This window comes from Pseudidiomarina xizangensis (assembly GCF_052541995.1).
Genome location: NZ_JBOBQA010000001.1, coordinates 327,635 through 353,842, shown reverse-complemented (window position 1 = coordinate 353,842; position 26,208 = coordinate 327,635). Strand labels below are relative to the sequence as shown.

Genomic DNA, 26,208 nt, shown 5'->3' with positions numbered 1-26,208 from the left:
GTAATTTTGCAACAAATCAGCTAGGATGCTAACAGTGAATTCTCGATAAATCCAATAAATGTAATAAAATTACAAATAATAATCTGGAATACCGAACATGAACCTACTTGAAAAATTGCACAGCGAAGTCGCATCATTAAGTAAATCAGAGCGCAAGGTCGCAGATGTCATCTTAGCAGACCCACACCGTGCAATTCATAAAAGCATAGCCGCACTAGCTCAGCTTGCAGATGTAAGTGAACCCACAGTTAACCGTTTTTGCCGTACTCTTGGTGCCAAAGGTTACCCAGATTTTAAACTGTTACTTGCACAAAGTTTGGTCAAAGGAACCCCCTTTGTAAACCGCCATGTAGAGCAAGATGACAGTATCGAAGATTTCACCGGCAAAATTTTCGAGTCGACCATGGCAGCGCTGAACGTGACGCGTGAGCACATTAATATCGTTCGCCTAGCGCTGGCAATTGAAGCTTTAAGTAATGCCGGGAAAATTGCATTTTTCGGTTTAGGTGCTTCAGCGTCGGTCGCCCATGATGCGCAGAACAAATTTTTGCGCTTTGATACGCCAGTGCTGTTCTCCGACGATGTGATGATGCAGCGCATGGCGGCAATAAACTCGGGGCCACAGGATGTACTTGTGTTTATTAGTCACACTGGGCGAACCAAAGCCCTATGCGAAATAGCCGCCATTGCCCGCCAGACCCAAGCTACGGTGTTAGGTATTACCGCCGATCCAAGTCCACTTGCTAATGAATGCTCCATTGTGCTCTCCAGTCAGGTACCTGAAGATACTGACGTGTATATGCCAATGGCATCGCGTATTGCGCAGCTGGTGCTTATCGATGTATTAATCACCGGCTACACGTTGCGCCGTGGGCCTGATTTCCGTGACAAATTACGGTTGATTAAAGAAAGTTTACGTGACTCGCGGTTTGATAAATCAGCAACCCCTTAATGTAATTATTTTACATTTTAATGCCCGACCACTTGATTATTGCCTGCTCTAATGTAATTTTATTACAAATTTCATTTCTGACCCAGCGATTACAATCAAGTGAGGACTTTATGACCATCCGAGTAGCTATCAACGGTTTTGGCCGTATTGGTAAAAATATCCTGCGGGCATGGTGCGAACGGCAACTGCAAGCTGATATCGAAATTGTCGCCATCAACGATCTTGGTGCCCCTGCCATTCATGCTCATTTACTAAAATTTGATTCCGTGCATGGCATTTTCCCCGGTCAGGTGCACCAGCAGTCAACTACCCTCACCGTAAATGGCACAGCTATCGCGCTATTAAGTGAGCGTGATCCGGAGCAATTACCCTGGGATGAACTCGGCATTGATGTGGTTTACGAGTGCACCGGTTTGTTTACCGAACGTGAAAGCGCTGCAGCTCATTTGCGCGCAGGTGCAAAGAAGGTTTTGATTTCTGCACCTGCAAAAAACGCCGATGCGACCATCGTCTATGGCGTTAACCATGAGCAATTGACTAACGCCATGACGATCGTCTCCAATGCCTCATGCACAACCAATTGTTTAGCTCCTATTGCCCAGCCGTTACATCAACAACTAGGTATTGAGTCTGGCGTGATGACCACCATCCATGCCTACACCAATGATCAAAGTTTAATGGACGCCTATCATCCAGATCCCCAGCGGGCCCGGGCAGCTGCCAGTTCTATGATTCCATCGAAAACCGGCGCCGCAGCAGCAGTTGGACTGGTTATTCCAGAGCTACAAGGACGCTTTGAAGGTTTGGCTGTACGCGTGCCGACGCAAAATGTCTCGTTAGTCGACCTATCATTTATCGCAGCGCGTGAAACCAGCCTTACAGAAGTGAATGAAATCATTGTTAAAGCGGCGCAGCAACCGCAGCTAGCCAATGTACTTAGCGTTAACGAATTACCGCTTGTCTCCGTTGATTTTAATCACAATCCAAGTTCAGCAGTGTTTGATGTCAATCAAACCAGGGTCAACGGACGTCTTGTTAAGGTTATGGCGTGGTACGACAACGAATGGGGCTTTAGCCAGCGTATGCTTGATACCACTCTTGCCTGGCATCAAAACAACTAACTTGTTCTAAATCAATATCTTGATTATATAAAGCATAGTTTTTAAACAGAGATGATTGACGCTTAGAATTTCTTGTTCTATGGTATGAAAGCGCTTACATAATAACAAATCGTAAGCTTCGGCGTGACGATAACAGCACAACAATAGAACAACGCGAGTAAACAATCAGGAACTCAGTTATGCACAACATTAGAATAAAAAAGAGTCACATGGCGGCACTCTTTATAACGCTTGGCCTGGCCGGGTGTGGTGGTGGCGATGTAAAGACTAACTCAGACTTTGAAGCTGTAGACACGACGGCACCGGTCAGTGACTGGCAGTTGGTGTGGAGTGACGAGTTTTCCGGAAGCTCAGTCGACACTAATAAATGGAATTTTGAGGTCAACTGCCTTGGCGGCGGGAATCAAGAGCAACAGTGCTACACTGATAGTTCTGATAATGCATTTGTTTCTGATAACACGCTAAAAATAGTTGCTCTACCTGCCGATGAAGGTGCCGAGAAACCTTATACTTCGGCCCGTTTAAACAGTAAATACAAGGGTGATTTCACATACGGTCGTATTGAAGTTCGCGCAAAAATGCCGTTTGGACAAGGCACCTGGCCAGCGGTGTGGATGTTCCCGACAGATGAAGTTTATGGCGGTTGGCCAAAATCTGGCGAGATCGATATTGTTGAAGCAGTAAACTTAAAAACTGAAGATGACGAAGGTACTGTCGAGTCACATGTTTACGGAACCTTGCATTACGGTCGTGACGCGCCAGACAACTCTTCATCAGGCAAGGCCTATGCCCTACCCGGCGGAGCAAATCCGGCCGATGACTTCCATACCTACACCATTGAATGGCAAGAAGGCGAGATTCGTTGGTACGTCGACGGCTACTTGTATCAGACGCAAATGGAATCATCAGTACGCTATAACAGCAAAGGTGAAGCCGTTGGCTTGCGCCATCGCGGTTGGTTTGCCGAATATTTCAATCAAGCCACAGGTGAACTGGAAACCGTGTACGACGCGGCACCGTTTGACCAACGCTTTCACTTGATCATGAACCTGGCGGTTGGCGGTAACTGGCCGGAAAACGTCAATAATTTAGGTGTTGACCCAGAGGCTTTTGCTAACGGTCAGACGCTTGAAGTTGACTATGTGCGAGTCTATCAGTGTGCCCAGAACCCGAACACCGGTCGTGGCTGTGAAACTATTCGTGCTGGCTACAAAGACGAAGAAACCCTGGTTGAGGGTGAAGCTCCAATTCCATCTCCGCCTTCCGATGGTGTCGCTAGTAATCTAACCATTTTTGCTGGCACGGCGAACCCAAACTGGCCTGCATGGGATTGTTGCGGTGGCTCAACCCCCGATATCGTCGAAGATCCGGAAGCCGGTAACGCATATCGTTTTACTGTCGGTGCAGCGCCAACGGTAAACGGATTTATCAGTCGTGACCCCTTTATTACTGATCCAAATGGCTCTCCTTCACCATTTGATGCCTCGCCTATTCTTGAAAATGGCTCGGTTAGTTTCGACATAAAAGTAGTATCAGCACCAGCAAATACTGATTCGACTTGGCTATTTAAAGTCGAGAGTAACGAGGGTTCTACCGCAGTTGAACTGCCCATTTCATCAAGCTCTGAAGGTTTGCCACCTGCAACAGGTGAATGGCAGACGGTTACCTTTCCGCTGCAAATGCTAGCCGATATGGGCCTCGATGTCTCTGGCATCGACGTGGTAATGGTGTTCCCTGCCTGGGGCACCGGTGAAGGCGCTGAATACCTGTTAACCAATGTGGAAATTGCTGCGCCTGAAGGTCCATCACCAGAACTGGTCTTGTTTGGCGATGCCGAAAATCCCGAGTGGCCGTTATGGGATTGTTGTGGTGGCAGCACGCCAAGTGTAGTTAACGATGATGTGCGCGGCCCGGTGGCGGAGTTTGCTATCGGCGCAGCCCCTACGGTCATGGGCTTCAAACCACCAGATGGTAGTGGTATTCAATTCGACGCATCAGCGATTCAAGTTGAAGGTGTGGTGCAATTCGATATGAAAGTCGTTAGCCCACCAGCGAGTACCGTTTGGAAGTTTAAAATTGAATCCGATGGCGCGTCTACCGCAGTCGAGGTTGATCTAACCACCGGCAGTGCTGGCGTAGAGCCAGTCACCGGTGAATGGCAAACGTACACCTTCTCGTTGCAAACTTTAGCGGACTTAGGACTCGATGTATCGGCTATTGACGTCATCATGATCTTCCCAGCCTGGGGAACCGGCGATGGCGCAGTTTACCGCGTCGACGAAGCGCGCATTTATAACCCAAGTGCTGGCAATGACGGTTTAACGGTATTCGAAAACACTATCGCTTCCGGCTGGTCGCTGTGGGATTGCTGTGCGGGTAGCACTCCGCAGGTTGTTGACGCTGGCGCACCTTATGGTTCTGTAGCTCAATTTGAAATACCCGGTTGGCCAGAAACAGTGCTTGGTTTCCTCGCTGATGAAGGCGTTTCTTATGATGCCTCAGCAATGCTTGCTAACGGCGCGGTCAGCTTCGATATGCGTATTGTCACTGCGCCAAGTGGCGGTGAAACCGACTGGTTTTTCAAAGTCGAATCTACCGGTGCTGCAACTGCAGTTGAACTACCGCTATCCTCAGGCAATTACGGCCAGGCGCCAGTAGTTGGTGAATGGGCGCGTTATAACTTCCCGCTGCAAGACTTATTTGATGCGGGACTCGATCTCAGTGATATCAACGTCATCATGGTCTTCCCTGCTTGGGGTACTGGCCAGGGTGTGGTCTATCAAATTGATAACGTTGAAATTGCGAATTTCTAACGCGTACGACAACAGAAACGGAATAAAACAATTATGAAAACCATTACGTTTATGAAAAGTCCGGTCGCTGCAGCCATCTCTCTGGTGCTTACCGCAGGTTTAGTGGCGCCCCTTTATGCTCAAGATACGGCTCAAGATACAGCGCAAGAAGAGCAAGCGGAACAACAGCAGCAAACGAATCCTGACGAAGTTGAAGTCATCCAGGTCCGCGGTATCCGTGGCAGCTTGGCCCGCTCTGCAGATTTTAAACGCAACAGTAGTGGCGTCGTCGACGCCATTTCTGCCGAAGAGATGGGTAAGTTCCCTGATACCAACCTGGCTGAATCACTACAGCGCATTACTGGTGTCTCGGTCAGTCGGGTCAATGGTGAAGGAAGTCAGATCACCGTGCGCGGTTTTGGTCCCGACTTTAACCTAATCACGCTAAACGGACGGCAAATGCCAGGTACCGGCTACACGCGTTCTTATAACCTTGAGAACTTGTCCTCCGAGGGTGTGAGTGCGTTGGAGGTTTACAAAACAGCTCGTGCTGCCCTGCCCAGTGGTGGATTAGGTGCAACGGTGAATATCGTGACCACACGGCCATTAGCGCAATCGGGGCAAAGTTTTGCGGTCATGGCGAAAGGCATGCACGATAGTTCGGTCGAGCAAGGTGACGATATTACCCCAGAGATCTCCGCCGTCTACAGTAATACCTTTGCCGACGATATGTTTGGCATCGCCTTTTCAGCATCAAACTATCGTCGTGACTTCCAGGTACAACGTGCCAACGTTCAAGGTTGGCAGGCCAATGTGCCGTTGCCTGATCTGGATGAGTCACAGGTCATTGATCCCCGCCCGGTCGATGAAGAAGGCAATCGTGTCGGCAATCATTTCTTCCCGAAAGACATGAACTATGGCATCGAGGATTTGAGTCAGGAACGTACCAATGGTCAGTTAACGCTGCAATTTGCCCCAACTGACGACCTGGTATTCACCGCTGACTACACTGCAAGCCGAGCTCTTACTGGCCGCACCGCATTCGGTTGGGGGATCTGGAACGAGTTCGGTGGCAACATCAACTCGTACGAGCTCGATAATAATGGTACCGCTTTGTACGCCGATATCGCTGGTAACGATGGTTCATTTACTGCGGAAAAAGGCACAACCGAAGTTAAGGCGAAGTCTGTCGGCCTGAATATTGTCTATGACCATAGCGACTCGTTACGCTTCTGGTTTGACGCCCACGACTCGAGTAATGAAACCGATGATGGCGCCGACCCGGGCAGTAACCTGTTCGGCCAGGTCATTTTGGGCTCTGACCAATTACGTTCGAAAATCTATGATTTTCGTAATGGCGATATCCCGCAAATTTTGGTCAACTGGAATAACGGTACCAATGTGCTGGCCCCAAGTGAAATTGACTCTAACTTCAGCCAGTTTTTCCGCCGCCCAGGAGAATCAAATGTTGAGCAATACCAATTTAAAACCGATTGGTACAACTACGGCACCTTCAGTTTACCTTTAATGAAAATCACCGGTGGCCTGTCACGTACCGACCAGGAGATGCGAGGTTCGAACGGTTGGAGTGGTTTGGTCGGTGGCCCAGGTTTCAATCCATCGTTTACGCAAATCTTCCCTGATGGCATGTTCACTCGCCAAAGCACCAGTAACTTCCTGGATCAATTCGCCGGCGGCGGAAGTGATTTATTAACCAACTACTACTACACCTATGACTTTGACGAAGCTGTTGCACGCCAACAAGCGTATTTGACCGAAGCTTTGATGGGCAGTGACGCATATATCGTCGGAGGCCTGGATGGCAGCTACGGCAGTATCGTCAACGAAGTAACGGATGCGGTGTTTATTCAATCTGACTGGGAGTTCCAAATTGCCGGGTACTTTAGTGAGTTAAATTTTGGTGTACGCTACGAGCAAACCGATGTTAGCAGCACCGTCCGTCAACGTGTTGAAAGCCAGGTCAACTGGGTGAGTGCATCAGAATGGATCATGCAATATGAGCCAGAAAGTGAAGCCAGCTTCCTGACGTTAACCGGTGATTACGACGTGTTATTACCGATGTTGGACCTGAAGGTTGAATTTACCGATGAATTGGTCGGTCGTTTCTCCACCGGTAAAACGATTTCACGTGCCCCACTCGGCTTTTTAGCGGGTGGTCGTTCACTAAGCGGCAGTCCGAAACCCGGTTCACGTACCGGTTCACAAGGTAACCCAAGTTTGTTGCCATACGAGTCAACCAACCTCGACTTGGCATTGGAGTACTACTACGCGCCAGGTAGCTATGCGGCTGTTGGTTACTTCCGTAAAGAAGTGGATAACTTCATCCAAACCACAATTACCGAAGTTACCATAGATGGCCTACGCGATATTTTGAACGGTCCGCGTTACCAACAGGCCATAGCTGATATCGAAGGGCGTGATGAGCAGGCCACCAGCAGCGCAATTTTTGAGCAGATGCTGGCCAATGGTCACGGTAACGAAGATGGCGCAATTGAGCCTAACTCTAATGACCCATTAATTGTATGGAATGTGTCACAACCCACCAACACCGATAAGAAAAGTGTCGATGGCTTCGAATTTGCCGTGCAACATTTGTTCGGTGAATCCGGTTTTGGTCTGGGTGTAAACGCAACCGTCGTGCAAGGTGACGTTGAGTTTGATACCGAAAGTTTGACCCAACAAGCACCGCTAACCGGGTTAAGTGACTCAGCCAACTTCCAGGCATTCTATGAGAAACATGGTGTGTCAGTGAAAGTCACATACGCATGGCGCGATAGCTATCTGATTGGTGTCGGTCAGTCACAAGGTTCAGCTGATGCTCCGCCGCAGTATGCAAAGGAATACGGCCAGTTGGATATGAGCATAAACTATGACATTACGGATCGCTTTACGGTCTTCTTTGAAGGTATCAACCTGAACAATGAGACCGAGCAAGGATACGGACGGTATGAAGAACAGTTCCTCTTCGCCCGTCAGTATGGTCCACGGTACTCGTTGGGAGCTAGATATAGCTTCTAATGGGGGCCCGGACACAGGTTTGAGCAAACCTGAAACGATAGAAACGACCCTGGAACTGAAGAAAAGCCTGCGCAAGCAGGCTTTTTTTTGGGGAGGAGAAAACTATTTAAAATAGGATTATAAACAAATACCGTCAGTTTCGGGGTTAGGCTCAAGCCGCACATCATTGAAGCTAACTGTCCAGTGTTGGCTAGATTCAAGCCCGAAGACACCACTGACTTTCGCCATATCCAGTCCGGAATCCTGCAAGCACTGAACATTAAACTGCAAGGTTTGCCACTCGCCTGGCGTGAGCTGTTGAAGATGGTCCGCGATAGCAAGCTCGATACCGCAGTTTTCGCCACAGAACAAGGTTAGTGCCGCATCTTCAGGCACCTCAGACTCCAGCCGCAACGTCACCGAAAGAACACCGTCAGGTTCAGCATAAGCCCTTAAATCACGTGGGAATGGACTAACGAAATTAATTGCAGCAGCAGCGGCGCCGGAAAACTCTATTACGCGCGCGTCTTCTTGTACTTGATCATCAAAGGTTTTGGTTGTGATAGCACCCAATGACTGAATACTACTTTCGACAATACTTCGTTCTGCGCCACTACGCAGCTCAATCAGCCATGGTGACTGCGGCGCACGATCAAATATTGCCAGTGCTTCCGTGGTCGCGGTACCAGCTAGCAGTTCCGGCAAGTGGTCATCGAGTACCTCTGTATCACCGTAAGCCAGACCAAAGCCTACGGGTAACAACGGTGGATTCTGCGCGTTCAGCGTACGGCGGTCTGCTTGGTTTGGCGTCGCTGGCCACGAGAACGGTAAACGGCCTTTTATTGGGTACTGAATTTCGCCGGCGGTGTTGCGCAAAATAACATCAGCAACGCCCGCGCCTTCACTACCTGGTAGCCAAACTGCCACAAAAGCGTCGGCAGCATTAAGCTCAGGGTTTACCCATAACGGACGGCCACTGATAAATAATGCCACGACCGGAATTTCTGCCGCTTTTAACTGCTGTAACAGCGCCAAATCGGTTGCGTTACCGCGTTGATAGTCAAGGTTAGCAATATCACCGTTTCCTTCAGCGTAGGGTTCTTCACCAAACACCACGACTGCGACATCAGGTTTGTCCTGATACGCGCCGGAAACGGATAAGACCGCCTTACCACCCGCCGCATTCACTTGTTCAGCAATGCCCTGATAAATTGAGGTGCCACCGGGAAAATCTTCATTAGTGTTGCCAGTACCCTGCCAACTAATGGTCCAGCCACCGGATTGCTGGCCAATATTATCAGCGCCCGAACCTGCTACCAGAATGTGTTGCTTGGGGTTCAGCGGCAACACCAGTCCTTCATTCTTGAGGAGCACTAACGACTGTCGCACTGCATCACGTGCTGTGGCACGGTGTTCAGCGCTGCCAATGAGCTCAGTTTTTCCTGCCAGAGGGCGCTCGGCAGGGCTAGGTTTGTCGAACAATCCAGCGCGCATTTTTACCCGCAAGATACGACGTACCGCATCATTGACACGGGTTTCAGCGATCACACCTTCACGTACCTGTTGCACCAGATTCTCGTATAATGGTTTCCATGCCCCCGTGGGTACCATGTAAACATCAAGACCAGCGTTGGCAGCCTGTGGGCAATCGTCATTGCTACAACCCGGAATTTGCCCGTGACCATTCCAGTCGCCGACCACGAAACCATCAAATCCCATCTGCTGTTTCAGCACATCTGTCAATAAATACTCGCTGCCGTGAATTTTTTCGTCGTTCCAGCTATTGAAACTGGCCATTACCGTTTGCGCACCCGCTTCGAGGCCACCAACGTACCCCTGTGCATGCACCCGCGCTAAAGTTTCTTCATCCACTTCAGTGTTGCCCTGGTCGACGCCATCGGTGGTGCCGCCATCGCCAACGAAATGCTTTACCGTACTGATAACATGCTGTTCGCTTAAAAAATTATCACCCGGCTTACCTTGTAAACCGCGTACAATCGCTGCCGCATAGTCACGTACTATGGCAGGGTTTTCTGAATAGCTTTCGTAGGTACGACCCCAACGCAAATTTTGCGCAGCGGCAACCGTCGGGGCAAACACCCAATCAATACCGGTCACCATGACTTCTCGTGCCGTAACCGCCGCAATATCTTCGATCAAATCAGGATTATTCGCTGCACCAAGACCAATATTATGCGGAAAAATGGTCGCGCCAATCACGTTGTTATGACCATGCACCGCATCGGTGCCCCACATCGTTGGAATACTCGAGCCGTCTTGTGAGTCGTCAACTGATGCTTGATACATGGCTTCAGCTAAGGCAATCCAGTCTTGTGGGGTCGCGTATTTATCATTGTTCGGGAACGCACCACCGCCATTCAGATACGAACCGAAACCATAACGCCGCATATCTGCAACGCTGATATCACGAATTTCTGGCTGAATCATCTGGGCAATTTTCTGCTCGACGGTCATCTCAGCAAGCATTGCAGAAATACGTTGCTCAATGACAGGATCTAGCGCAACCGGCGATGTGATCGCCGGCCAGATCGGTGTTTCCACTTGCGCTGTAGGTGTTTCAGTGCCCTCGGTCGAAACCTCGGAGCACCCTATTAAAGCTAAAGCAATACAGGTTGCTAAAGCTGTTTTGGGTAATCGCTGTTGCCGCATTAGCTAGCCTCCTGCGCCACTTGTGAAGCACGTGGCTTGTAACCGCGCAAGCCATAGTAAGCAATGTAGATATAGCACACGAGCGGCACAATAAAGGCCATTTGAATGCCAATACGGTCAGCAAGAAAGCCTTGTATCAAAGGTACAATTGCACCACCGACAATCGCCAGACATAAAATGCCCGATCCCTGACCGCGACTTTGTTTGAGATCTTGTAAGGCCAAACTAAAGATTGTCGGAAACATAATGGAGTTACACAGACCGACGAACAATAGTGACCACATTGCCAGCGCACCGGAACTCATCATGGTAGTGGCGACCAACACCACCGCCGCGATGGCATTAAATGCCAGCACCCGATTACCACTGATTTTCTGCATTACCGCAGCACCCAGGAAACGCCCAACCATAGCACCACCAAAATACCAGGAGATGTAATGGGAAGCTTTCGACATGCTCATGTCACCGATTTCAGGCTGAGCAAGGTACATCGCCAGAAAGCTACCAATTCCGACTTCTGCGCCCACGTAAACGAAAATACCCAGCGCGCCCAATACCAAGTGTTTTTGCTTCCAGGCTTTGGCTTCATTAGGAATGAACTCCGTCGGATCGACCTTACCCATGTTTGGTAATTTCAAACGCATAAAAATAAACGCCATCAACACCAAAGTTCCGGCCAAAATAAAATACGGCAGACTCACAGTATCTTTCGACACTCCCGTAACTTCAGGATCGGCAACACCGCCAAAAATCAGCCAAGCGCCAAAAAATGGCGCAACAGTCGTACCCAAAGAGTTAAAAGCCTGCGTCATGGTTAAACGGCTGGAGGCCGTGCGGGAATCGCCCAACACCGTAACATACGGGTTCGCGGCAACCTGTAATATGGTGATCCCCGACGCCAGTACGAACAATGCCAGTAAGAACAGCCCGTACACTTCCGCTTGTGCCGCTGGATAAAACAACACACAGCCCGCACCGGAAATCATTAGTCCGGTAACAATCCCCGACTTGTAACCAATTTTACCAATCAAATAGCCGGCGGGTACCGAGACAATAAAGTAGGCACCAAAAAAGCAAAACTGAATCAACATTGACTGCGCGTAATTCAGATCAAACAGCAGCCGCAGGTATGGGATCAAAATATCATTCATGCAGGTAATAAAGCCCCACATGAAGAATAAGGAGGTTAACGCTGTGAGCGCGAACCGATAATTTGTTGTCTGTTGGGTCATAACGGCCTCAATCTTTATTATTTTTTGACGATAGGTTGTTTAATAGCCTATGATGAAAGCGCTTTCATTTATAGCATAATTGAGTTTAATCGCAATCCTTTGGCGGAAACTCTTCGGCAACTGAGAACATGACTTTTATGACACAAATAAGCTTACCGAAGCATTCCAAACTATTATCCAGCGACTTCTTGTTCGGCGTTGCTACCTCCTCGTTTCAAATTGAAGGTGCCGCGGCGCAACGCGAACCTAGCATTTGGGATACCTTTTGTGCTGAACCTGGCCGCATTAAGGATAGCTCCAATGGTCTTGTTGCTTGCGAGCATATTAAACATTGGCGCGAAGACGTACAAATTATTGGTAAACTCGGCGTTGATGCCTACCGTTTTTCCATTGCCTGGGGACGGGTAGTCAACGCCGACGGTTCGGTGAATCGTCAGGGTTTACAGTTTTATATCGATTTAGTTGACGCCTTGCTTGCCAACGGTATTCAAGCCCACGTAACCCTGTACCATTGGGACTTACCTCAGTACCTTCAAGATCAAGGCGGCTGGCTCAACCGTGAAACAGCCTACCGTTTTGCTGAATATGCCGAAGTAGTTGGTCGCGCTTTGGGTGATAAAATCACCACCTACGCCACCATAAATGAGCCCTTTTGTAGTGCTTATTTAAGTTATGAAGCGGGAATTCACGCGCCCGGTCATAAAAATCGCCGTGAAGGTCGCCAGGCAGCGCATCATTTGCTGCTCGCCCACGGCCTGGCAATGCCAGTGCTACGCAAACATGCACCGCGGGCGCAACATGGTATCGTACTGAATTTCAGTCCCTGCCATCCAGCGACCGACAGTGAAGCCGACCGTCGGGCAGCTATGCAGGCGCACAATTACCATAACCTTTGGTATTTACAGCCGCTGTTAAGCGCAAGTTACCCGGATTTACTGCAGCAACTGCAAGTAGAAGATCAACCCTCAGTTGCTGCCGGAGACATGGCAATTATTTCGCAGCCCCTGGATTTCCTCGGGGTTAACTATTACACCCGCACGGTGTTTCGAGCGAAGAACGACTGGTTCTCGGATGTACCGCCGACAGCGCCACCATTAACCTCGATGGGATGGGAAATTTATCCGCAGGGCTTAACCGAAATCCTTACCGACTTGAATCGTAGCTTCGCTAACCTGCCGCCAATTTATATCACTGAAAATGGTGTAGCCTTCCCTGATAAGGTGATAAAGAATAGCGTGCATGACGATGCCCGTATTGATTACTATCAGCAACATTTGTTGGCCGTGCATGATTGCATCGAAGCTGGGGTAGAAATAAACGGTTATTTTGCCTGGAGCTTACTCGACAATTTTGAATGGGCCGAAGGTTATAGCAAGCGTTTCGGTATTGTCTATGTAGACTTTGACAGCCAACAACGTATATTAAAGTCCAGTGCACTGGCCTTACAGGCCTTTTGGCTCGACCGAAAATCACAGTTACCAGCTGTGGAGGCGTTATGATTTCTCGCCGCGAAAAAGTTGCGTACGGTTTAGGCGATACAGCCAGCAATCTTATCTTCCAGACCGTAATGCTGTTTTTAGCGTTTTTCTATACCGACATTTTTGGCATTTCCGCGGCGACGGTCGGCACCATGTTTTTGGTGGTGCGCCTGATTGATGCGGTAACAGATCCCATGATGGGCTTGCTGGCGGATAAAACCCGTACGCGCTATGGCCAATTCCGTCCTTACTTATTGTGGCTGGTGATCCCTTTTGCGGTGTGCAGTATTCTTGCTTTCACCACCCCTGATTTAAATGCCACCGGCAAAGTCATTTATGCCTACGTTACCTATACCCTGCTGATGCTCGCCTACACTGCTATCAATATTCCTTATTCAGCGCTTGGCGGGGTGCTAACTAAAGATCCGAAAGAACGCGTTTCGGTACAGTCGTATCGATTCGTGTTCGGCATGCTTGGGGGACTTATCGTGACCCTGTTGACCTTGCCCTTAGTCGATTTCTTCGGACAAGGTGACCGCGCGTTAGGCTACCAACTCACCATCGGTGCCATGAGCGCATTTGGCGTGGTGCTGTTCTTGCTTTGCTTTGCTGGTACCAAAGAGCGCGTGCAACCACCTGCCGAACAACATCTGACCCTTGGATCTGGTTTGCGTAACTTATGGCAAAATCAAGCGCTGCGCACGCTTGCCATGGTTGCGGTGGTGCTCTTGATCGGTATCGCCATTAAAAACACCCTGGCGATTTATTATGTGAAGTACTATTTGCTGCGCGAAGACCTTATCACTGCTTTCATTTCACTGGGCATGGTCGGCAATATTTTAGGCTGCGCCGTTGCCAATCCACTCACCCGCCGAGTAGATAAAGTTATTGCCTATAAAGCTCTACAAATTATAGCCGCAGTGATGTCTGTTGCTGCATTTTGGGTGCGCCCCGATCAACTCGTGCTGGCCTTCGCTTTATATTTTCTCTGGAGTTTCTTCCTGCAAATGGCAACACCTATGCTGTGGGCCAAAATCGCCGATGTGGTCGACTTTGGTCAGCGTCAATCGGGTATTCGCGCCACTGGCCTGGTCTACTCCTCGGTGGTGTTCTTCATAAAGATTGGTATTGCGTTAGGCGGAGCTATCGCCGGCTGGTGGTTGGCGTTTTACAACTATCAAGCCGGCCAAGTTCAAACCCAACACACCCAGTTTGGCATATTAGTCGCGTTTACCGTGCTGCCCGCGATAGCTTCACTACTTGTTGCGTGGATAATGCGCAGGTACACTCTAGACCAAGCGCGAGTAATCAAGATCGCACGTGAATTAACCAGCGAATCCTAATAAAAACATAAGCTAACAAGAGTCCTGCACGAGATGGCAACAATTTACGAAGTGTCGAAACTCGCCGGCGTATCACTGGCAACAGTATCGCGTGTTATTAATAACACCGCGCCCGTCCGCGAAGCGACCCGCGTAAAAGTCGAAGCCGCCATGACTGAGCTCGGCTACCGTCCTAATTCCGTAGCACAATCGCTTGCCAGTAACTGCTCTAATAGTATCGGTATTTTAGTCTCAGAGCTCAGTGGTCCCTTCTACGGTGAGTTGCTGAGCCAAATCGAGGCGGAATTTCGCGCCGTCGGCAAACACGTCATCATCGCCGCAGGGCACAGTGATGCCGAACTCGAACGCGAAAGTATTGAGTTTTTGCGCAGCCGCAATTGTGATGCACTGATTTTGCACGTTGAGTCGGTCAGTGACAATTACCTTCGAGGCCTGGCCGACGGTGGCTGCCCGTTTGTGCTGATCAACCGCTACGTGCGTGCCATTGCCGAACGCTGTATTACCCTGGACAACCGGCAGGGTGGCTATCTGGCTACTCAACATATGTTAAAGCTCGGACACCGCGACATTGCCTATGTATCCGGCCCAATGTGGAAAAATGACGCCAAAGAGCGCTATGTTGGCCATCTCGAAGCTTTAGCTGAGTTTGGCGTAAACGAAAACAAAGCACTATTCGTCGAAGGTGACTTCCACGAAACCGGTGGCGTACGCGCCCTGCAGCATTTATTAAGCACTGGTTTACCATTTAGCGCTCTGGTCTGCGCCAACGACGAGATGGCCTCAGGTGCCATTACCGCCGCACACGACATTCCGTTAGATCTGCCCCAACAGCTTTCTGTCATTGGCTTCGATAACGTCAACTTTGCCCATTATACCTATCCGAAGCTGACCACTGTCGATTACCCGATCGCTGAAATTGGCCAAATGGCAGCCCGCTGGGTACTCAAAAATGTTTACCAACAGCCCATTGCCGAGTTACAGGAAGTTTTTGAGCCACGGGTGATAGAACGCGATTCAACGCAAAAAATTTAAAACCCCTTTGGAGCTCGGTGTGCGCATACCATTTGATAAAGTCTTTCAATCAATTCAAACTATCCGCAACTACGTGTAATAAAGGAAGCAAGTCGTTATGAAACTCACCGTAGACATCAGTAAATACCCGCTCGCAGACAATTATATTGAGCCAATTAAGGGCTTTATCGATGAACTCAATAAGTTTGAAAATTTGCACATTATTACCAATCCCCTGAGCACGCAGGTATTTGGCGATTACGATGAAGTGATGGCAGCATTGCAGGCATGCATTAAGTGGTCATTTGAACGTTACGGTAAAGTGGTCTTTGTCTGTAAGTTCTTGCATGGCGACTTACGGCCATAACCTCAATTGGTCGACCTTCTCGTCGGTTACTAGATCGTCGAAACTGTGGTTTTCCTATAGTCCGACCATGTTGCTGAAATGATGATACTTACCAGATAGGTTAATGCGACTATGACTGCGCCCACCATGGCGTAGTTAATGATTAAACGACTAATCGCCGTTGAGCTTTTTCTTGGCCGCAAGAATATCCGCTAAATAATCTTGTTCTGGGCCTGGCATATTTTCAGCGGTAGCGACTTGAAGTTCCAGAGCGTCATACTCCCATTGGTCCAGAACTTCCTTTTTCTGATCATGGGTGAGATTGCTGTCGTTTAAGACGTCTTTCGGGTTGTCATACACCGCAGACGGATCTTGTAAAATGGCTTCCAGCTTCATAACGCCTCCTCTACCCTTTAGCAAATAAAACGTGGGATTATTATCTTTTCAGACTGTTATAAGCGTAGTTGATATATCTAAATTCGTCACTGCTAGAAGTGGTCTAAACATCGCTGCTTTTGCTACAAATAAGAAGCTCACCCATTATTCTGCTTTGTTGGTATCCTCATTACCATCAACTGCAGCGCTTTGCGAAAGTTCTCACTCGCATTGTAATTATTTAAAGCTACACGACTCCGCGACAGTTGGTGTAGACACCGCCAACTGTCGTGGTCATCAAAACCGTAGTAACATCCATGTCCACGAAATTCCTATGCCATTATCAATTCGTTGCAGGGTATTGTCCCAACAATTCATCAACAACCGGTGTCATTTTACTTTCAACACTAGCCCATTTGTTGAGCGCAAGTCCGCCCTTACCTCGAAGACGATACTCTGCGTAGCCAATTCGTTGATTATCTTTAAATAATCGTAGCTCAGCATGCGTCAAATAAGGTGCAAAATCCCATGACCTAAATGCAGTATAGGTAAGCATGACCTCACAATGTTTTGGTTGATTAGCAGCATAAACTTCAGAAGAAATACCGTGTTTATTCAGACCGTTAACCACCACTTCGACAAAGCCGTCCACAATGACTTTCGGGTTATTCTCGATGCATACATGTTCCAGATTATGTTTTCGGTCAATCTGTGTTACCTGTACTGCAGTGCACCCCGATATGAAAAACACAAATGTAATTAAAAACAGTCCTTTCATTACTTCTCTCCATTTAGTTAACTAATTCATTACATTAAGTTTGTATTCTTCATAAATCAATCACTTTAATTAGATTGTCGATAATCTTACGCTAAAACCGCGCCCGGTTCACTTCTACACGCGCGCTGTGTAAACAGCATCAGTGCTTCATACAGTTTCAACTGCCCGCCCTTAGTCGGGATTCCAATAGGCATAAAATTCTTGCCATTTTTGTTGTCTTTCGCGATTGCGCGGACCACTATTTTTGCGTTGTAAGAGTTCAGTGTCGTCAAGCCGTGACGAAATTATAAACGCCAATTCTTTTAACACATCAAGCTCAGCCATTACTCTAAAAAGCGTCTCAGAAGCAACATTTTTTCCGCGTTCCAAGCGAGATATCGTGGCACGACTGGCACCAACCTGAACGGCGAGTTCCGTTTGATCGATACCATTCCCCGCACGCTCATTTTGTAACAAATAACCAAGTTGACGAGCGACCTCACGAGCCAGCTGAGTCGTTAAGTCTGTTTCGCGATGTTGCTCCAATGTCATAGGTAACCTCCTTGTTACTCTCTATAATTCATTCTACCTCATGCACTTAAGTCAGAGGCATTGAAAAAACGTAACATGCTGTAAGTAATTGCTCAAAATTCCAAACAGCTTGAAGCCTTAATCTGATTATCGCTCGGTTTCGACTTCGAACGCTAAACCGAGTCCTATCTATGTAGGTGTAGGTAATAAATAAACGGAAAAATAACGCCGCAAATTTAGTGCATTAAATCGAGCTTGCTGCATATATGATGCAACATGCGCTCGTGCGCCAAATATGATGTATTGCCAAATTATTGCCGCAAATCTGATGCGTTATTTTCCCGTTTTAAAAATAGGATCACGCACTCATAGCTGCTCAAATCAGTCTCATGGTGGATATTACTGTCGGGTCAGCTAGCACGGGACCATCATACCCCTAATATAATCGAAGATTGACGCATGTATGAGCTGCATGCGAGCTAGATATGACTTTTCTGTTGTTGATTATTGGGGCGGCAAGCTATGCCAACATTTGGTTAATTTTCGAGCATCGACTAAACCTATAGGTGAACCTAAGCCTAAAGGAGGCGCAACCATGAACCGTTTTGTATTCTTTATTACCACACCGAGCGCTCCCTTGATAAAACCAGTCCTAAACTTGCCCAATCAATTGCCCATTCCGACGACGAAACCGACATCGTAGATGCTGATTCAGATGGTGATGGTTTAGCCGATGCGGAGGCTGATCACGTTGTTCAACAGCGCCCCGGGCGAACAAAATACAGCGATATTACGCTGAAAAAAAAACGCTAGTGACGATGGAGCGGAAGATGAGGCAGGGCAAACTGAAGAAAAGAAAATCGAGAAGAAAAAAGGCGGCAACTTTTAGTTACCGCCCTGGCTCATTAATTAAACTGGAGCACCACACCCGCCAACACGGCAATCGCTACCTGACCTTGTTTTTGCAACAAGAAGGTGGCGGTTTCCCTTTGTTGGGGGCGTGATCCAGGAACTGAACGCGGATTAACCAGCACCGGTAGATGGGTGCTGATTTTCAACGTACTAGCATCACCGCTAAAGTGGGTGAAACCGTCTTTGATTAGGCTCAAGTATTCATGGTGTGACAACGTCAGCCCTTCACTTGGAATGCTATAGGCCTTACCCGCGGCATAAGTCAGCTCTTCCGCATCGTAGCGTGCAAAGGCTGGAAACACCGATAAATCCCCGACCTCGCGAATAGCGCCATTCCACCGCGCGTCAGCACTGCGATTGATACCAATATCAATACGGTAATTGTGCTCGCCGTCGACGATCTGCACACCATCAAAGATCACATCTTTAAAGCTGTTCGAGTTATTCATTGGAATACTGTGGTACGGCTCTAACGTCACGTCGGCATAGTCAACGCTGGCAATACTCTCGAGTGCACGTACTAACATCGCCACATTTGCCGCTCGGGCTTTCTGCCGGTTCGGATCCTGCGGATAAGCACCAGATTCAATTAAGATAGTACTAATACCCATAGCCGAGAAGTTGTCACCGAACGCGCGCGGCGCAAAGGTATCATTGTAGCGACCGACATGACCGGGGATCATCGCGTCCGTTACCGTGTTTAAATCGCCGATTAATTTCATCGCGCGGCCACGGCTATCGTTGATATCTTTGGCATGGTTATAAGCTGGCGCCAACACCGAAATAGTTGCTGTTTTACCGGTGTTCCCCACTTCGTAATAGCGGCTTTGGTCATGTAGGTTAAAGCCGAAGTCTGGCTGCAGCTCTTTGCCTTGTGTCATTAAGACGCGTCCTTCTGGCGTCTGTAATGCCACGGCATCGCGATTCACATCGATCCCTTGCACGTTGTAGCGTTGTGCTAGCTCAGCACCGTCTGGGTTAACCATCGGAATCATGTGTAAGGTGATATCATCGGCCCAGCTCGCCCGCCATTCGGGATCGTTTTCAATTTTTTGCATCAGGTCGAATAACGCAGGCGTGGCAGTTGATTCATCGCCATGCATCTGTGACCACATGAACACTACGGTATCGCCGTCACCGACGCTGATCCGATAAATCGGCCGGCCCTGATACGAGTTGCCCACCTGCTCGGTACGAAATAGATCACTTTGTTTTGCCTGCTCGATAAAAGGCTCAATATCAGCGAAGCGAATTTGTTGTTTGTCTAATCCGGCCACGAGCTCAACCTCGTGATGATGACCATGCTTTTTCTCATCATGGGATTTCGGGTCATGCGCCAACGCGCATCCAGAAGTTGCTGTAGCGGCGATGATGGCACTGACGATAACTGGTAACATAAGTTTTTTCATTATTTATTGCTTCTCAGGGTTCAATTACTAATAAATTATTACTAGGATTGAGAGTAGCCGTTGACGCCAAACTACGTCAACCATCACAAGTTCAACAGGCCCAAATCTAAGACTAATAAAAGGTAACCTTGTCATGGATCGCAGATCGTTCATAAAAACTCTCGCCGCTGGTGCGGTTGCAACGCAATTTATGTCTCCTGCTCAACTCGCCGCCTCGCCTTTCACTGCAGGATCTTCAGCGTTAAATGCTGGCCGCTTACCGAAACGTCTGAAAGCTGGTGATACGGTGCGAATGATTGCCCCGGCTAGTGCGGTACAGGATCGTCATCATGTCATGATCGCCAAGGAAACGTTCGAGCAGTTGGGCTTTAACGTACAACTCGGCGAGCATGTATTTGGCCGGCATGGCTACCTGTCAGGCACGGACCAACAACGTGCGGAAGACCTCAACAAAGCATTTGCTGACGACAGCGTCGACGCTGTCATTGCAGTCCGCGGCGGCTGGGGCTGTAATCGTATTCTGCCTATGCTTGATTACGATATGATTAAACAAAATAACAAAGTCTTGCTTGGTTACAGTGACATTACCTCGTTGATGAATGCGCTCTATGTAAAAACCGGTATGGCGTCATTTCATGGTCCAAACGGCTATTCCTACTGGGCGGATTTTCAGGCGCAGCAGTTCAAAGACGTCATCATGGAAGGCAAAGCCACCACCATGCGCAACTACAAAGAGAAAGAAGAAACTCTGACTATGATGACCAATCGTACCACCACGGTGAACCCGGGTACGGCGCAAGGTGTGTTAGTTGGCGGCAACCTCACGGTATTAACCAGTTTGTGCGGAACACCTTATTTCCCAGACTTGCGCGGTAAAATCCTGATGCTCGAGGACGTGGGTGAGAATATCTACCGCATCGATCGCTTCTTGTCGCAATTACAACTTGCCGGCCACCTCGACGATGTTGCTGGTATTGTGTTCGGCCATTGTACTGAATGCGATCCAGGTGGCGGTTTTGGTAGTTTCACTTTGCACGAAATTTTCGAGCATTACTTTAAGCCGCTCGGCGTACCTACCTACACCGGCGCCCAGTTCGGCCACATTCGCGACAATCATATTTTGCCGGTAGGTCATGTGGTCGAACTCAATGCGGATACCGCAACCCTGAGTCTGATCGGCTCTGCGGTGACCTAAGCAACCCACTACTCCAAGTTTCGGGCTGTGTTACACTGCTGCCATCAATCGCAGTTCAAAGGTGACGTTTTATGCCTTTCCAGCCCGACTTAACTTATAGCAAACTTGATCCGCGTTTAAGCGCGTCCTGTGCTCCCACTGAGGTGCTCGATCCGCAATGGATCGCGTTCAACGACGAGCTCGCTGAACAACTTCAGTTGCCCGCTGATTATCGCGCCACCGCAGCCGGTTTACAGACGTTTTCAGGCAATCAGGTCCCCGCTTGGGCGCAGCCGACAGCACTCGCCTATGCTGGCCATCAGTTCGCGAATTATGTACCACAGTTGGGCGATGGCCGCGCCGTATTGCTGACTGAAGTCATCGCGAACAATGGTCAGCGCTACGATATTCAGCTCAAAGGTTCGGGGCGTACCCCGTACTCGCGCGGCGGTGATGGTCGCTCGCCGTTAGGTCCGGTGCTGCGTGAATACCTGGTTAGCGAAGCCATGCATCATCTTGGTGTGCCCACCACCCGCGCCCTTGCTGCGGTCGCCACCGGCGAAATGGTGCAACGGGAGAATGCCCTTCCCGGCGCCATACTGACGCGGGTTGCCGCCAGTCACTTGCGCGTCGGCACGGCACAATACGTACTGGCGTTCAAGCAACGGGATTTACTACAGCAATTCGCTGATTACGTAATTTCGCGGCATTACCCGCAATGCGCGGACGCCGACGACCGCTATTTAGCCTTACTTGATGCAGTAATCGATAACCAGGCCGCACTCATTGCCAAGTGGATGAGCCTTGGTTTTATTCATGGCGTGATGAATACCGACAATATGAGCTTGTCTGGTGAAACCATTGACTATGGACCCTGCGCGTTTATGGAAGCCTACGATCCGGCAACTGTGTTTAGTTTTATTGATCGCCGAGGCCGCTACGCGTATCAAAACCAGCCTGCTATCGGCAGTTGGAATCTGGCCCGTTTCGCTGAAACCTTACTACCACTTATTGCCAACGGTGATGACACTGATGGTGCTATTGCCAAGGCGACCGCCGCTGTAGAGAATTTCGAGAGCGTTTATGAGCGCTATTACTGGCAGCAAATGACCGCAAAATTAGGGCTCACACCTGACACCGCTAACGCTAAACGACTAACTCAGGACTACCTTGATCTTATGCAACAGCAACAGGTCGACTTCACGCTGGCTTTTCGTTTTCTTGGTGACGCTGATAGCAATCGTCTCGGCGAATTATTCGAACATAGCGAAGCATGGCAGGCTTGGCATCAGCGCTGGACACAAGTTGTGAAAGCCGAATATGCATCTATCGACGATGCAAAAACCAAACTCAACCGCACCAACCCGGCGTATATTCCGCGCAACCATTTAGTTGAAGCGGCTATTAAAGAAGCCATACAAGACGGTTCTTTGGCGCTGTTCAATCAACTTAATCAAGTTTTGCAAATGCCATTTGTCGAACAGGACGGTTCATTAGAATTGCTTCAGCCGGCGACCGCAGAGCAAGCCGTACCACGCACCTTCTGTGGCACCTGACGTTGCGGAGCCCGAGAAAGTGCTTACAAAACGTAAGGATTCAGCTGCCAGATACTGTAATTCAGTAACATCGCGAAACTTACCCACACCAGATAGGGCAGCATCAATATCGCAGCGGCTTTGTTCAAGCGCCAGTAAAGGACAATGGTCGCAACTATAGTGCACCACAATAAAATAATCTCAACAAAGCTGACGGCGCCCAGATACCAGGCAAAAAACAACCAGCTCCACAGCATATTCAGGACAAGCTGGACCAGGTTAACCTGCAGAGCCCGCTTGGCCAGTCCGCTAAAGCCATATTCGCGCCACACCAACCAGGCGGCGATTGCCATCATGGTATAGAGCGTGGTCCACACGGGGCCGAACAGCCACGCTGGTGGCGCCCAATCGGGGAGCACAAGTTCACGATAGAACACCGGCGCATTGGCTGAGCCCCAGCCGCCAATTCCAGCAACAATAAAAGACAACGCTAACCAACACAGTAACCCGCCTAATTGCTTCATTAACGACATAAAACATCCTCTATTTTTTGCATACTATTTCTATCTTAGTGAATTTCAGACAAATTACGAGTTATCGACCGCTTAATGATTCGACCTATCGGGCAATCACCAACAGTCAGTTACGTTTTAAACCTGAGTATCATTTAGTTTGTTTTTTCACATTTTATGACTAGGATTAAACCTCAAAATAACAACTAAAAGAGTCTACCCATGACAATAATTACCCAACCCACTCGTGCCAATGAGCGTATTCACATGCTCGATGTTATTCGCGGCTTTGCGCTGCTCGGTATTTTGTTAATGAATATCGAGTTCTTTCAGCGGCCTTTAAATGCCATGATGTTTGGCTTTGATAACAGCCTGACAGGCATCGACCATGCGGTTGGCTGGACTGTCTTTACCTTCGTTCAAGGTAAGTTCTACACCATGTTTTCATTGTTATTTGGTATTGGTTTCGTGATTTTTTACGACCGTGCCAAGCAACACCATGACCATCCTCGCTGGCTGTTCTTCCGACGTCTGGTTATTCTTGCTCTGTTCGGCTGTGTGCACATATTTTTTATCTGGGGTGGCGATATTTTATTGACCTATGCCGTCGTCGGCCTTGTACTTTTGCTGTTTATTAATAGCTCAGCGTCGCGCCTATGGAAGTGGGGTTTGGCATTTTTCTTAGTGCCAATCAGCATGTTCTGGCTGGGTGCGATAAGTTTATATTTCGCTATGCAGTCGCCAGAATTTGCCCAAGAGGTGATAGCCGATCAACAGCAAGCGCAAGAAACGCTAATAGCCTTAATCGCCAGCGCCGAGCAAGCTTACGCAAGCGGCTCTTATAGTGACGTGCTACAAGCCCGACTGGCTGAATTAGCGATGATGTATGGCGGTGGTGCAATTTTCTTTTTACCCACCATACTGGGTATTTTCCTGATAGGTGCTTCGTTTGCGCGTACTGGCATTTTCACCTCCTTCGATAAGCGTCCCACGGCTTACAAAAACCTGCTGCGTTGGGGAGTAATTTTTGGTTTACCCTCAGCCCTTTACGTTGGGTTTTACGGTACTAACATTGAAATGATGATGCCAACGCTCGATTCGGCGCTCGGCTTCACCCTGATGCAAGTGGCAAACTTTGGTCTATGTTTTGCTTATATGGCGATTATTGCTTTAGCCATGCGCGGTGCCCATCGCGCCAACCGTCAGCATTGGTTACAGAACTTAGCCCCAGCTGGACGTATGGCGTTAACCAACTACCTGTTTCATTCGTTATTTTTTACAACGTTATTTTATGGCTATGGTTTCGGTTGGTACGGCGAGTATGGCCGCGCGGCGGCGACGGCAATGGCTATTGTGTTGTGGCTAGTGCAGATCCCATTCAGTAATTGGTGGCTCAGCCGTTTCAAATACGGTCCGTGCGAGTGGCTCTGGCGCTGCGCAACTTACGGTAAGTTGGTTGCTTTTAAATAAAACCACCGGCCGTTTTCTTTGACGAAATCAGAGCTTTCGTCGTGCATGCCAACGTCATTATCAAGCTGAAAATAGGCGCGAAAGTGGACCTGTCCCTGAGCCCCCTGCTGATTGCTGCTAATGATTTCCAACTGCAACCATTTGGGGTTGTCAGCCAGGTCGAGCTGTTGTGGCCGCGTAGAAGCATGCCAGGTACTGATTAGATAGTCGTTCAAACCCAGGGCAAAGGCACTGTACCGTGAGCGCATAAGTTGCTCAGGTGAACCTGGAAGCGCCGCTCCACCCGCACTTTGCGGGTGAAAGCGGCCACAACATTTGCGGTACAAACCACCACCGCAAGGGCATTTTTTCGGAGCCTTAACTGTCATTAAAAACAATCACCGGGCACCCGCACCCAACCTTCCATCAACACGCGAGCGCTGCGGCTCATGATGGCTTTGGTCACGGTCCAGTCGCCATTCACTTGTTTTGCTTCAGCACCGACTTGCAAGGTACCCGATGGATGGCCAAAACGAATCGAAGTCCGATCCCCACCACCGGCAGCAAGATTCACCAGGGAACCAGGTACCGCGGCCGCTGCGGCGATCGCAACTGCTGCGGTGCCCATCATTGCGTGATGTAGCTTACCCATGGACATGGCGCGTACCAGCACGTCGATATCGGTCAGATGGATCTGTTTACCACTTGACGCCAGATAATCCTGCGGGGGCGCAACAAAAGCGATTTTCGGCGTGTGCTGACGATTCCCGGCTTCCGCGACATTGTCAATCAAGCCCATTTTCACCGCACCATGGGCTCGCAAGCTTTCGAACATCTGCAACGCTTGCGGCTCTTCGTTAATTGCCCCCTGCAGCTCAGTACCGGTATAACCAATAGCTTCGGCATTGACGAAAATAGTCGGAATGCCGGCATTGATAAAGGTCGCTTGCAACTCACCGAGTCCCGGTACTTCGAAACTGTCGACTACATTGCCGGTCGGGAACATAGCCCCGCTACCTTCACCGTCATCGGCCGCCGGGTCCATAAACTCAACCTGCACTTCCGCGGCGGGAAAGGTGACACCATCGAGCTCAAAATCACCGGTTTCCTGCACTTCACCATTGCACATGGGAACCTGTGCGACGATAGTTTTTTTAATATTCGCCTGCCAGATCCGCACCGTACAAACACCGTCTTCAGGGATTTGCGCAGGGTCGACTAAGCCGTTACTGATCGCAAAGGAGCCCACAGCTGCGGTTAAATTACCGCAGTTGCCGCTCCAGTCGATAAATGGCTTATCGATCGACACCTGACCAAACAAATAGTCGACGTCGTGACCAGCTTTAGTGCTGCGCGACAAGATCACCGTTTTACTGGTGCTCGAAGTGGCGCCACCCATACCGTCCGTATGTTTGGCATAGGGATCGGGACTACCAATGACCCGCAGTAATAACTTGTCACGCGCTTCACCAGGCTGCTGTGCAACCTCTGGCAAGTCGTCAAGACGAAAGAACACCCCTTTTGAGGTCCCGCCACGCATATAGGTGGCGGGGATTTTGATTTGCGGAGCAAATGTCATGTTGTCAGTCAT

Annotated in this window: 20 protein-coding genes; 11 read left to right on the top strand and 9 right to left on the bottom strand. The window is 49.1% G+C overall.

Annotated features, from left to right (window positions below; translation table 11 throughout):
- Positions 1-97 precede the first annotated feature (97 nt).
- From hexR to ACQ5ES_RS01590, 4 genes are all read left to right on the top strand, one after another.
- Positions 98-952 (top strand): transcriptional regulator HexR, encoded by an 855-nt coding sequence (gene hexR / locus ACQ5ES_RS01605; RefSeq protein ID WP_445014219.1) that lies wholly within the window; start codon positions 98-100, stop codon positions 950-952.
- Between the two features lie 110 nt (positions 953-1,062).
- Positions 1,063-2,073: a type I glyceraldehyde-3-phosphate dehydrogenase gene (gap, locus tag ACQ5ES_RS01600; protein WP_445014218.1), complete on the top strand. Its 1,011-nt coding sequence runs from the start codon at positions 1,063-1,065 to the stop codon at positions 2,071-2,073.
- 179 nt (positions 2,074-2,252) lie between these two features.
- Positions 2,253-4,886, top strand: coding sequence for a family 16 glycosylhydrolase (locus tag ACQ5ES_RS01595; protein WP_445014217.1), 2,634 nt, complete (start codon positions 2,253-2,255; stop codon positions 4,884-4,886).
- A gap of 33 nt (positions 4,887-4,919) precedes the next feature.
- Entirely contained in the window at positions 4,920-7,904 is a 2,985-nt protein-coding gene (locus ACQ5ES_RS01590) for a TonB-dependent receptor (protein ID WP_445014216.1), read from the top strand.
- Between the two features lie 117 nt (positions 7,905-8,021).
- Here the strand turns inward: ACQ5ES_RS01590 and ACQ5ES_RS01585 are convergent, their stop codons facing one another.
- Complete coding sequence (locus tag ACQ5ES_RS01585; RefSeq protein WP_445014215.1) at positions 8,022-10,553, bottom strand: glycoside hydrolase family 3 N-terminal domain-containing protein; 2,532 nt, start codon at positions 10,551-10,553, stop codon at positions 8,022-8,024.
- Entirely contained in the window at positions 10,553-11,785 is a 1,233-nt protein-coding gene (locus ACQ5ES_RS01580; RefSeq protein WP_445014214.1) for a sugar MFS transporter, read from the bottom strand. Before ACQ5ES_RS01580 ends, ACQ5ES_RS01585 begins: the two co-directional genes overlap by 1 nt.
- 137 nt (positions 11,786-11,922) lie before the next feature.
- On the opposite strand from ACQ5ES_RS01580, the gene ACQ5ES_RS01575 reads away from it, so the two are divergent.
- From ACQ5ES_RS01575 to ACQ5ES_RS01560, 4 genes are all read left to right on the top strand, one after another.
- Positions 11,923-13,284: a GH1 family beta-glucosidase gene (locus ACQ5ES_RS01575; protein WP_445014213.1), complete on the top strand. Its 1,362-nt coding sequence runs from the start codon at positions 11,923-11,925 to the stop codon at positions 13,282-13,284.
- Positions 13,281-14,606 (top strand): glycoside-pentoside-hexuronide (GPH):cation symporter, encoded by a 1,326-nt coding sequence (locus tag ACQ5ES_RS01570; protein WP_445014212.1) that lies wholly within the window; start codon positions 13,281-13,283, stop codon positions 14,604-14,606. Before ACQ5ES_RS01575 ends, ACQ5ES_RS01570 begins: the two co-directional genes overlap by 4 nt.
- 33 nt (positions 14,607-14,639) lie before the next feature.
- A complete protein-coding gene (locus ACQ5ES_RS01565) occupies positions 14,640-15,638 on the top strand; it encodes a LacI family DNA-binding transcriptional regulator (RefSeq protein WP_445014211.1) in 999 nt (332 codons plus the stop codon).
- Positions 15,639-15,735: 97 nt separating this feature from the next.
- The gene (locus tag ACQ5ES_RS01560) at positions 15,736-15,984 is read left to right on the top strand and encodes a hypothetical protein (protein ID WP_445014210.1); all 249 of its coding nucleotides are present in this window, start codon (positions 15,736-15,738) and stop codon (positions 15,982-15,984) included.
- Positions 15,985-16,134: 150 nt separating this feature from the next.
- Here the strand turns inward: ACQ5ES_RS01560 and ACQ5ES_RS01555 are convergent, their stop codons facing one another.
- From ACQ5ES_RS01555 to ACQ5ES_RS01540, 4 genes are all read right to left on the bottom strand, one after another.
- A complete protein-coding gene (locus tag ACQ5ES_RS01555; protein ID WP_445014209.1) occupies positions 16,135-16,359 on the bottom strand; it encodes a hypothetical protein in 225 nt (74 codons plus the stop codon).
- A gap of 322 nt (positions 16,360-16,681) precedes the next feature.
- Positions 16,682-17,116 (bottom strand): Sbal_3080 family lipoprotein, encoded by a 435-nt coding sequence (locus tag ACQ5ES_RS01550; protein WP_445014208.1) that lies wholly within the window; start codon positions 17,114-17,116, stop codon positions 16,682-16,684.
- Between the two features lie 171 nt (positions 17,117-17,287).
- Positions 17,288-17,647 (bottom strand): helix-turn-helix domain-containing protein, encoded by a 360-nt coding sequence (locus tag ACQ5ES_RS01545; RefSeq protein ID WP_445014207.1) that lies wholly within the window; start codon positions 17,645-17,647, stop codon positions 17,288-17,290.
- Positions 17,648-18,531: 884 nt separating this feature from the next.
- Entirely contained in the window at positions 18,532-19,947 is a 1,416-nt protein-coding gene (locus ACQ5ES_RS01540) for a M14 family metallopeptidase (RefSeq protein WP_445014206.1), read from the bottom strand.
- 133 nt (positions 19,948-20,080) lie between these two features.
- Here ACQ5ES_RS01540 and ACQ5ES_RS01535 point away from each other — a divergent pair, with 133 nt between their 5' ends.
- Both ACQ5ES_RS01535 and ACQ5ES_RS01530 read left to right on the top strand, forming a co-directional pair.
- Positions 20,081-21,142, top strand: a complete 1,062-nt coding sequence (locus tag ACQ5ES_RS01535) for a S66 peptidase family protein (protein WP_445014205.1) — start codon at positions 20,081-20,083, stop codon at positions 21,140-21,142.
- A gap of 71 nt (positions 21,143-21,213) precedes the next feature.
- Positions 21,214-22,677, top strand: coding sequence for a protein adenylyltransferase SelO (locus ACQ5ES_RS01530; protein ID WP_445014204.1), 1,464 nt, complete (start codon positions 21,214-21,216; stop codon positions 22,675-22,677).
- Positions 22,678-22,700: 23 nt separating this feature from the next.
- Here ACQ5ES_RS01530 and ACQ5ES_RS01525 read toward each other — a convergent pair whose 3' ends face one another.
- Entirely contained in the window at positions 22,701-23,189 is a 489-nt protein-coding gene (locus ACQ5ES_RS01525; RefSeq protein ID WP_445014203.1) for a TspO/MBR family protein, read from the bottom strand.
- 201 nt (positions 23,190-23,390) lie between these two features.
- Between ACQ5ES_RS01525 and ACQ5ES_RS01520 the strand changes: the two genes are divergently transcribed.
- Entirely contained in the window at positions 23,391-24,638 is a 1,248-nt protein-coding gene (locus ACQ5ES_RS01520) for a DUF418 domain-containing protein (RefSeq protein WP_445014202.1), read from the top strand.
- Here the strand turns inward: ACQ5ES_RS01520 and ACQ5ES_RS01515 are convergent.
- Both ACQ5ES_RS01515 and prpF read right to left on the bottom strand, forming a co-directional pair.
- Positions 24,611-25,006, bottom strand: coding sequence for a YchJ family protein (locus tag ACQ5ES_RS01515; RefSeq protein WP_445014201.1), 396 nt, complete (start codon positions 25,004-25,006; stop codon positions 24,611-24,613). The two genes, ACQ5ES_RS01520 and ACQ5ES_RS01515, sit on opposite strands and share 28 nt — an antisense overlap.
- Positions 25,006-26,208, bottom strand: coding sequence for a 2-methylaconitate cis-trans isomerase PrpF (prpF, locus tag ACQ5ES_RS01510; RefSeq protein WP_445014200.1), 1,203 nt, complete (start codon positions 26,206-26,208; stop codon positions 25,006-25,008). The genes ACQ5ES_RS01515 and prpF overlap by 1 nt, the downstream gene beginning before the upstream one ends.

Excerpts from the sequence above, each read along its gene's own strand:
- hexR (WP_445014219.1), top strand. The coding sequence starts at position 98 with ATGAACCTACTTGAAAAATTGCACAGCGAAGTCGCATCATTAAGTAAA.
- gap (WP_445014218.1), top strand. The coding sequence starts at position 1,063 with ATGACCATCCGAGTAGCTATCAACGGTTTTGGCCGTATTGGTAAAAAT.
- ACQ5ES_RS01595 (WP_445014217.1), top strand. The coding sequence starts at position 2,253 with ATGCACAACATTAGAATAAAAAAGAGTCACATGGCGGCACTCTTTATA.
- ACQ5ES_RS01590 (WP_445014216.1), top strand. The coding sequence starts at position 4,920 with ATGAAAACCATTACGTTTATGAAAAGTCCGGTCGCTGCAGCCATCTCT.
- ACQ5ES_RS01585 (WP_445014215.1), bottom strand. The coding sequence starts at position 10,553 with ATGCGGCAACAGCGATTACCCAAAACAGCTTTAGCAACCTGTATTGCT.
- ACQ5ES_RS01580 (WP_445014214.1), bottom strand. The coding sequence starts at position 11,785 with ATGACCCAACAGACAACAAATTATCGGTTCGCGCTCACAGCGTTAACC.
- ACQ5ES_RS01575 (WP_445014213.1), top strand. The coding sequence starts at position 11,923 with ATGACACAAATAAGCTTACCGAAGCATTCCAAACTATTATCCAGCGAC.
- ACQ5ES_RS01570 (WP_445014212.1), top strand. The coding sequence starts at position 13,281 with ATGATTTCTCGCCGCGAAAAAGTTGCGTACGGTTTAGGCGATACAGCC.
- ACQ5ES_RS01565 (WP_445014211.1), top strand. The coding sequence starts at position 14,640 with ATGGCAACAATTTACGAAGTGTCGAAACTCGCCGGCGTATCACTGGCA.
- ACQ5ES_RS01560 (WP_445014210.1), top strand. The coding sequence starts at position 15,736 with ATGAAACTCACCGTAGACATCAGTAAATACCCGCTCGCAGACAATTAT.
- ACQ5ES_RS01555 (WP_445014209.1), bottom strand. The coding sequence starts at position 16,359 with ATGAAGCTGGAAGCCATTTTACAAGATCCGTCTGCGGTGTATGACAAC.
- ACQ5ES_RS01550 (WP_445014208.1), bottom strand. The coding sequence starts at position 17,116 with ATGAAAGGACTGTTTTTAATTACATTTGTGTTTTTCATATCGGGGTGC.
- ACQ5ES_RS01545 (WP_445014207.1), bottom strand. The coding sequence starts at position 17,647 with ATGACATTGGAGCAACATCGCGAAACAGACTTAACGACTCAGCTGGCT.
- ACQ5ES_RS01540 (WP_445014206.1), bottom strand. The coding sequence starts at position 19,947 with ATGAAAAAACTTATGTTACCAGTTATCGTCAGTGCCATCATCGCCGCT.
- ACQ5ES_RS01535 (WP_445014205.1), top strand. The coding sequence starts at position 20,081 with ATGGATCGCAGATCGTTCATAAAAACTCTCGCCGCTGGTGCGGTTGCA.
- ACQ5ES_RS01530 (WP_445014204.1), top strand. The coding sequence starts at position 21,214 with ATGCCTTTCCAGCCCGACTTAACTTATAGCAAACTTGATCCGCGTTTA.
- ACQ5ES_RS01525 (WP_445014203.1), bottom strand. The coding sequence starts at position 23,189 with ATGTCGTTAATGAAGCAATTAGGCGGGTTACTGTGTTGGTTAGCGTTG.
- ACQ5ES_RS01520 (WP_445014202.1), top strand. The coding sequence starts at position 23,391 with ATGACAATAATTACCCAACCCACTCGTGCCAATGAGCGTATTCACATG.
- ACQ5ES_RS01515 (WP_445014201.1), bottom strand. The coding sequence starts at position 25,006 with ATGACAGTTAAGGCTCCGAAAAAATGCCCTTGCGGTGGTGGTTTGTAC.
- prpF (WP_445014200.1), bottom strand. The coding sequence starts at position 26,208 with ATGACTGACAACATGACATTTGCTCCGCAAATCAAAATCCCCGCCACC.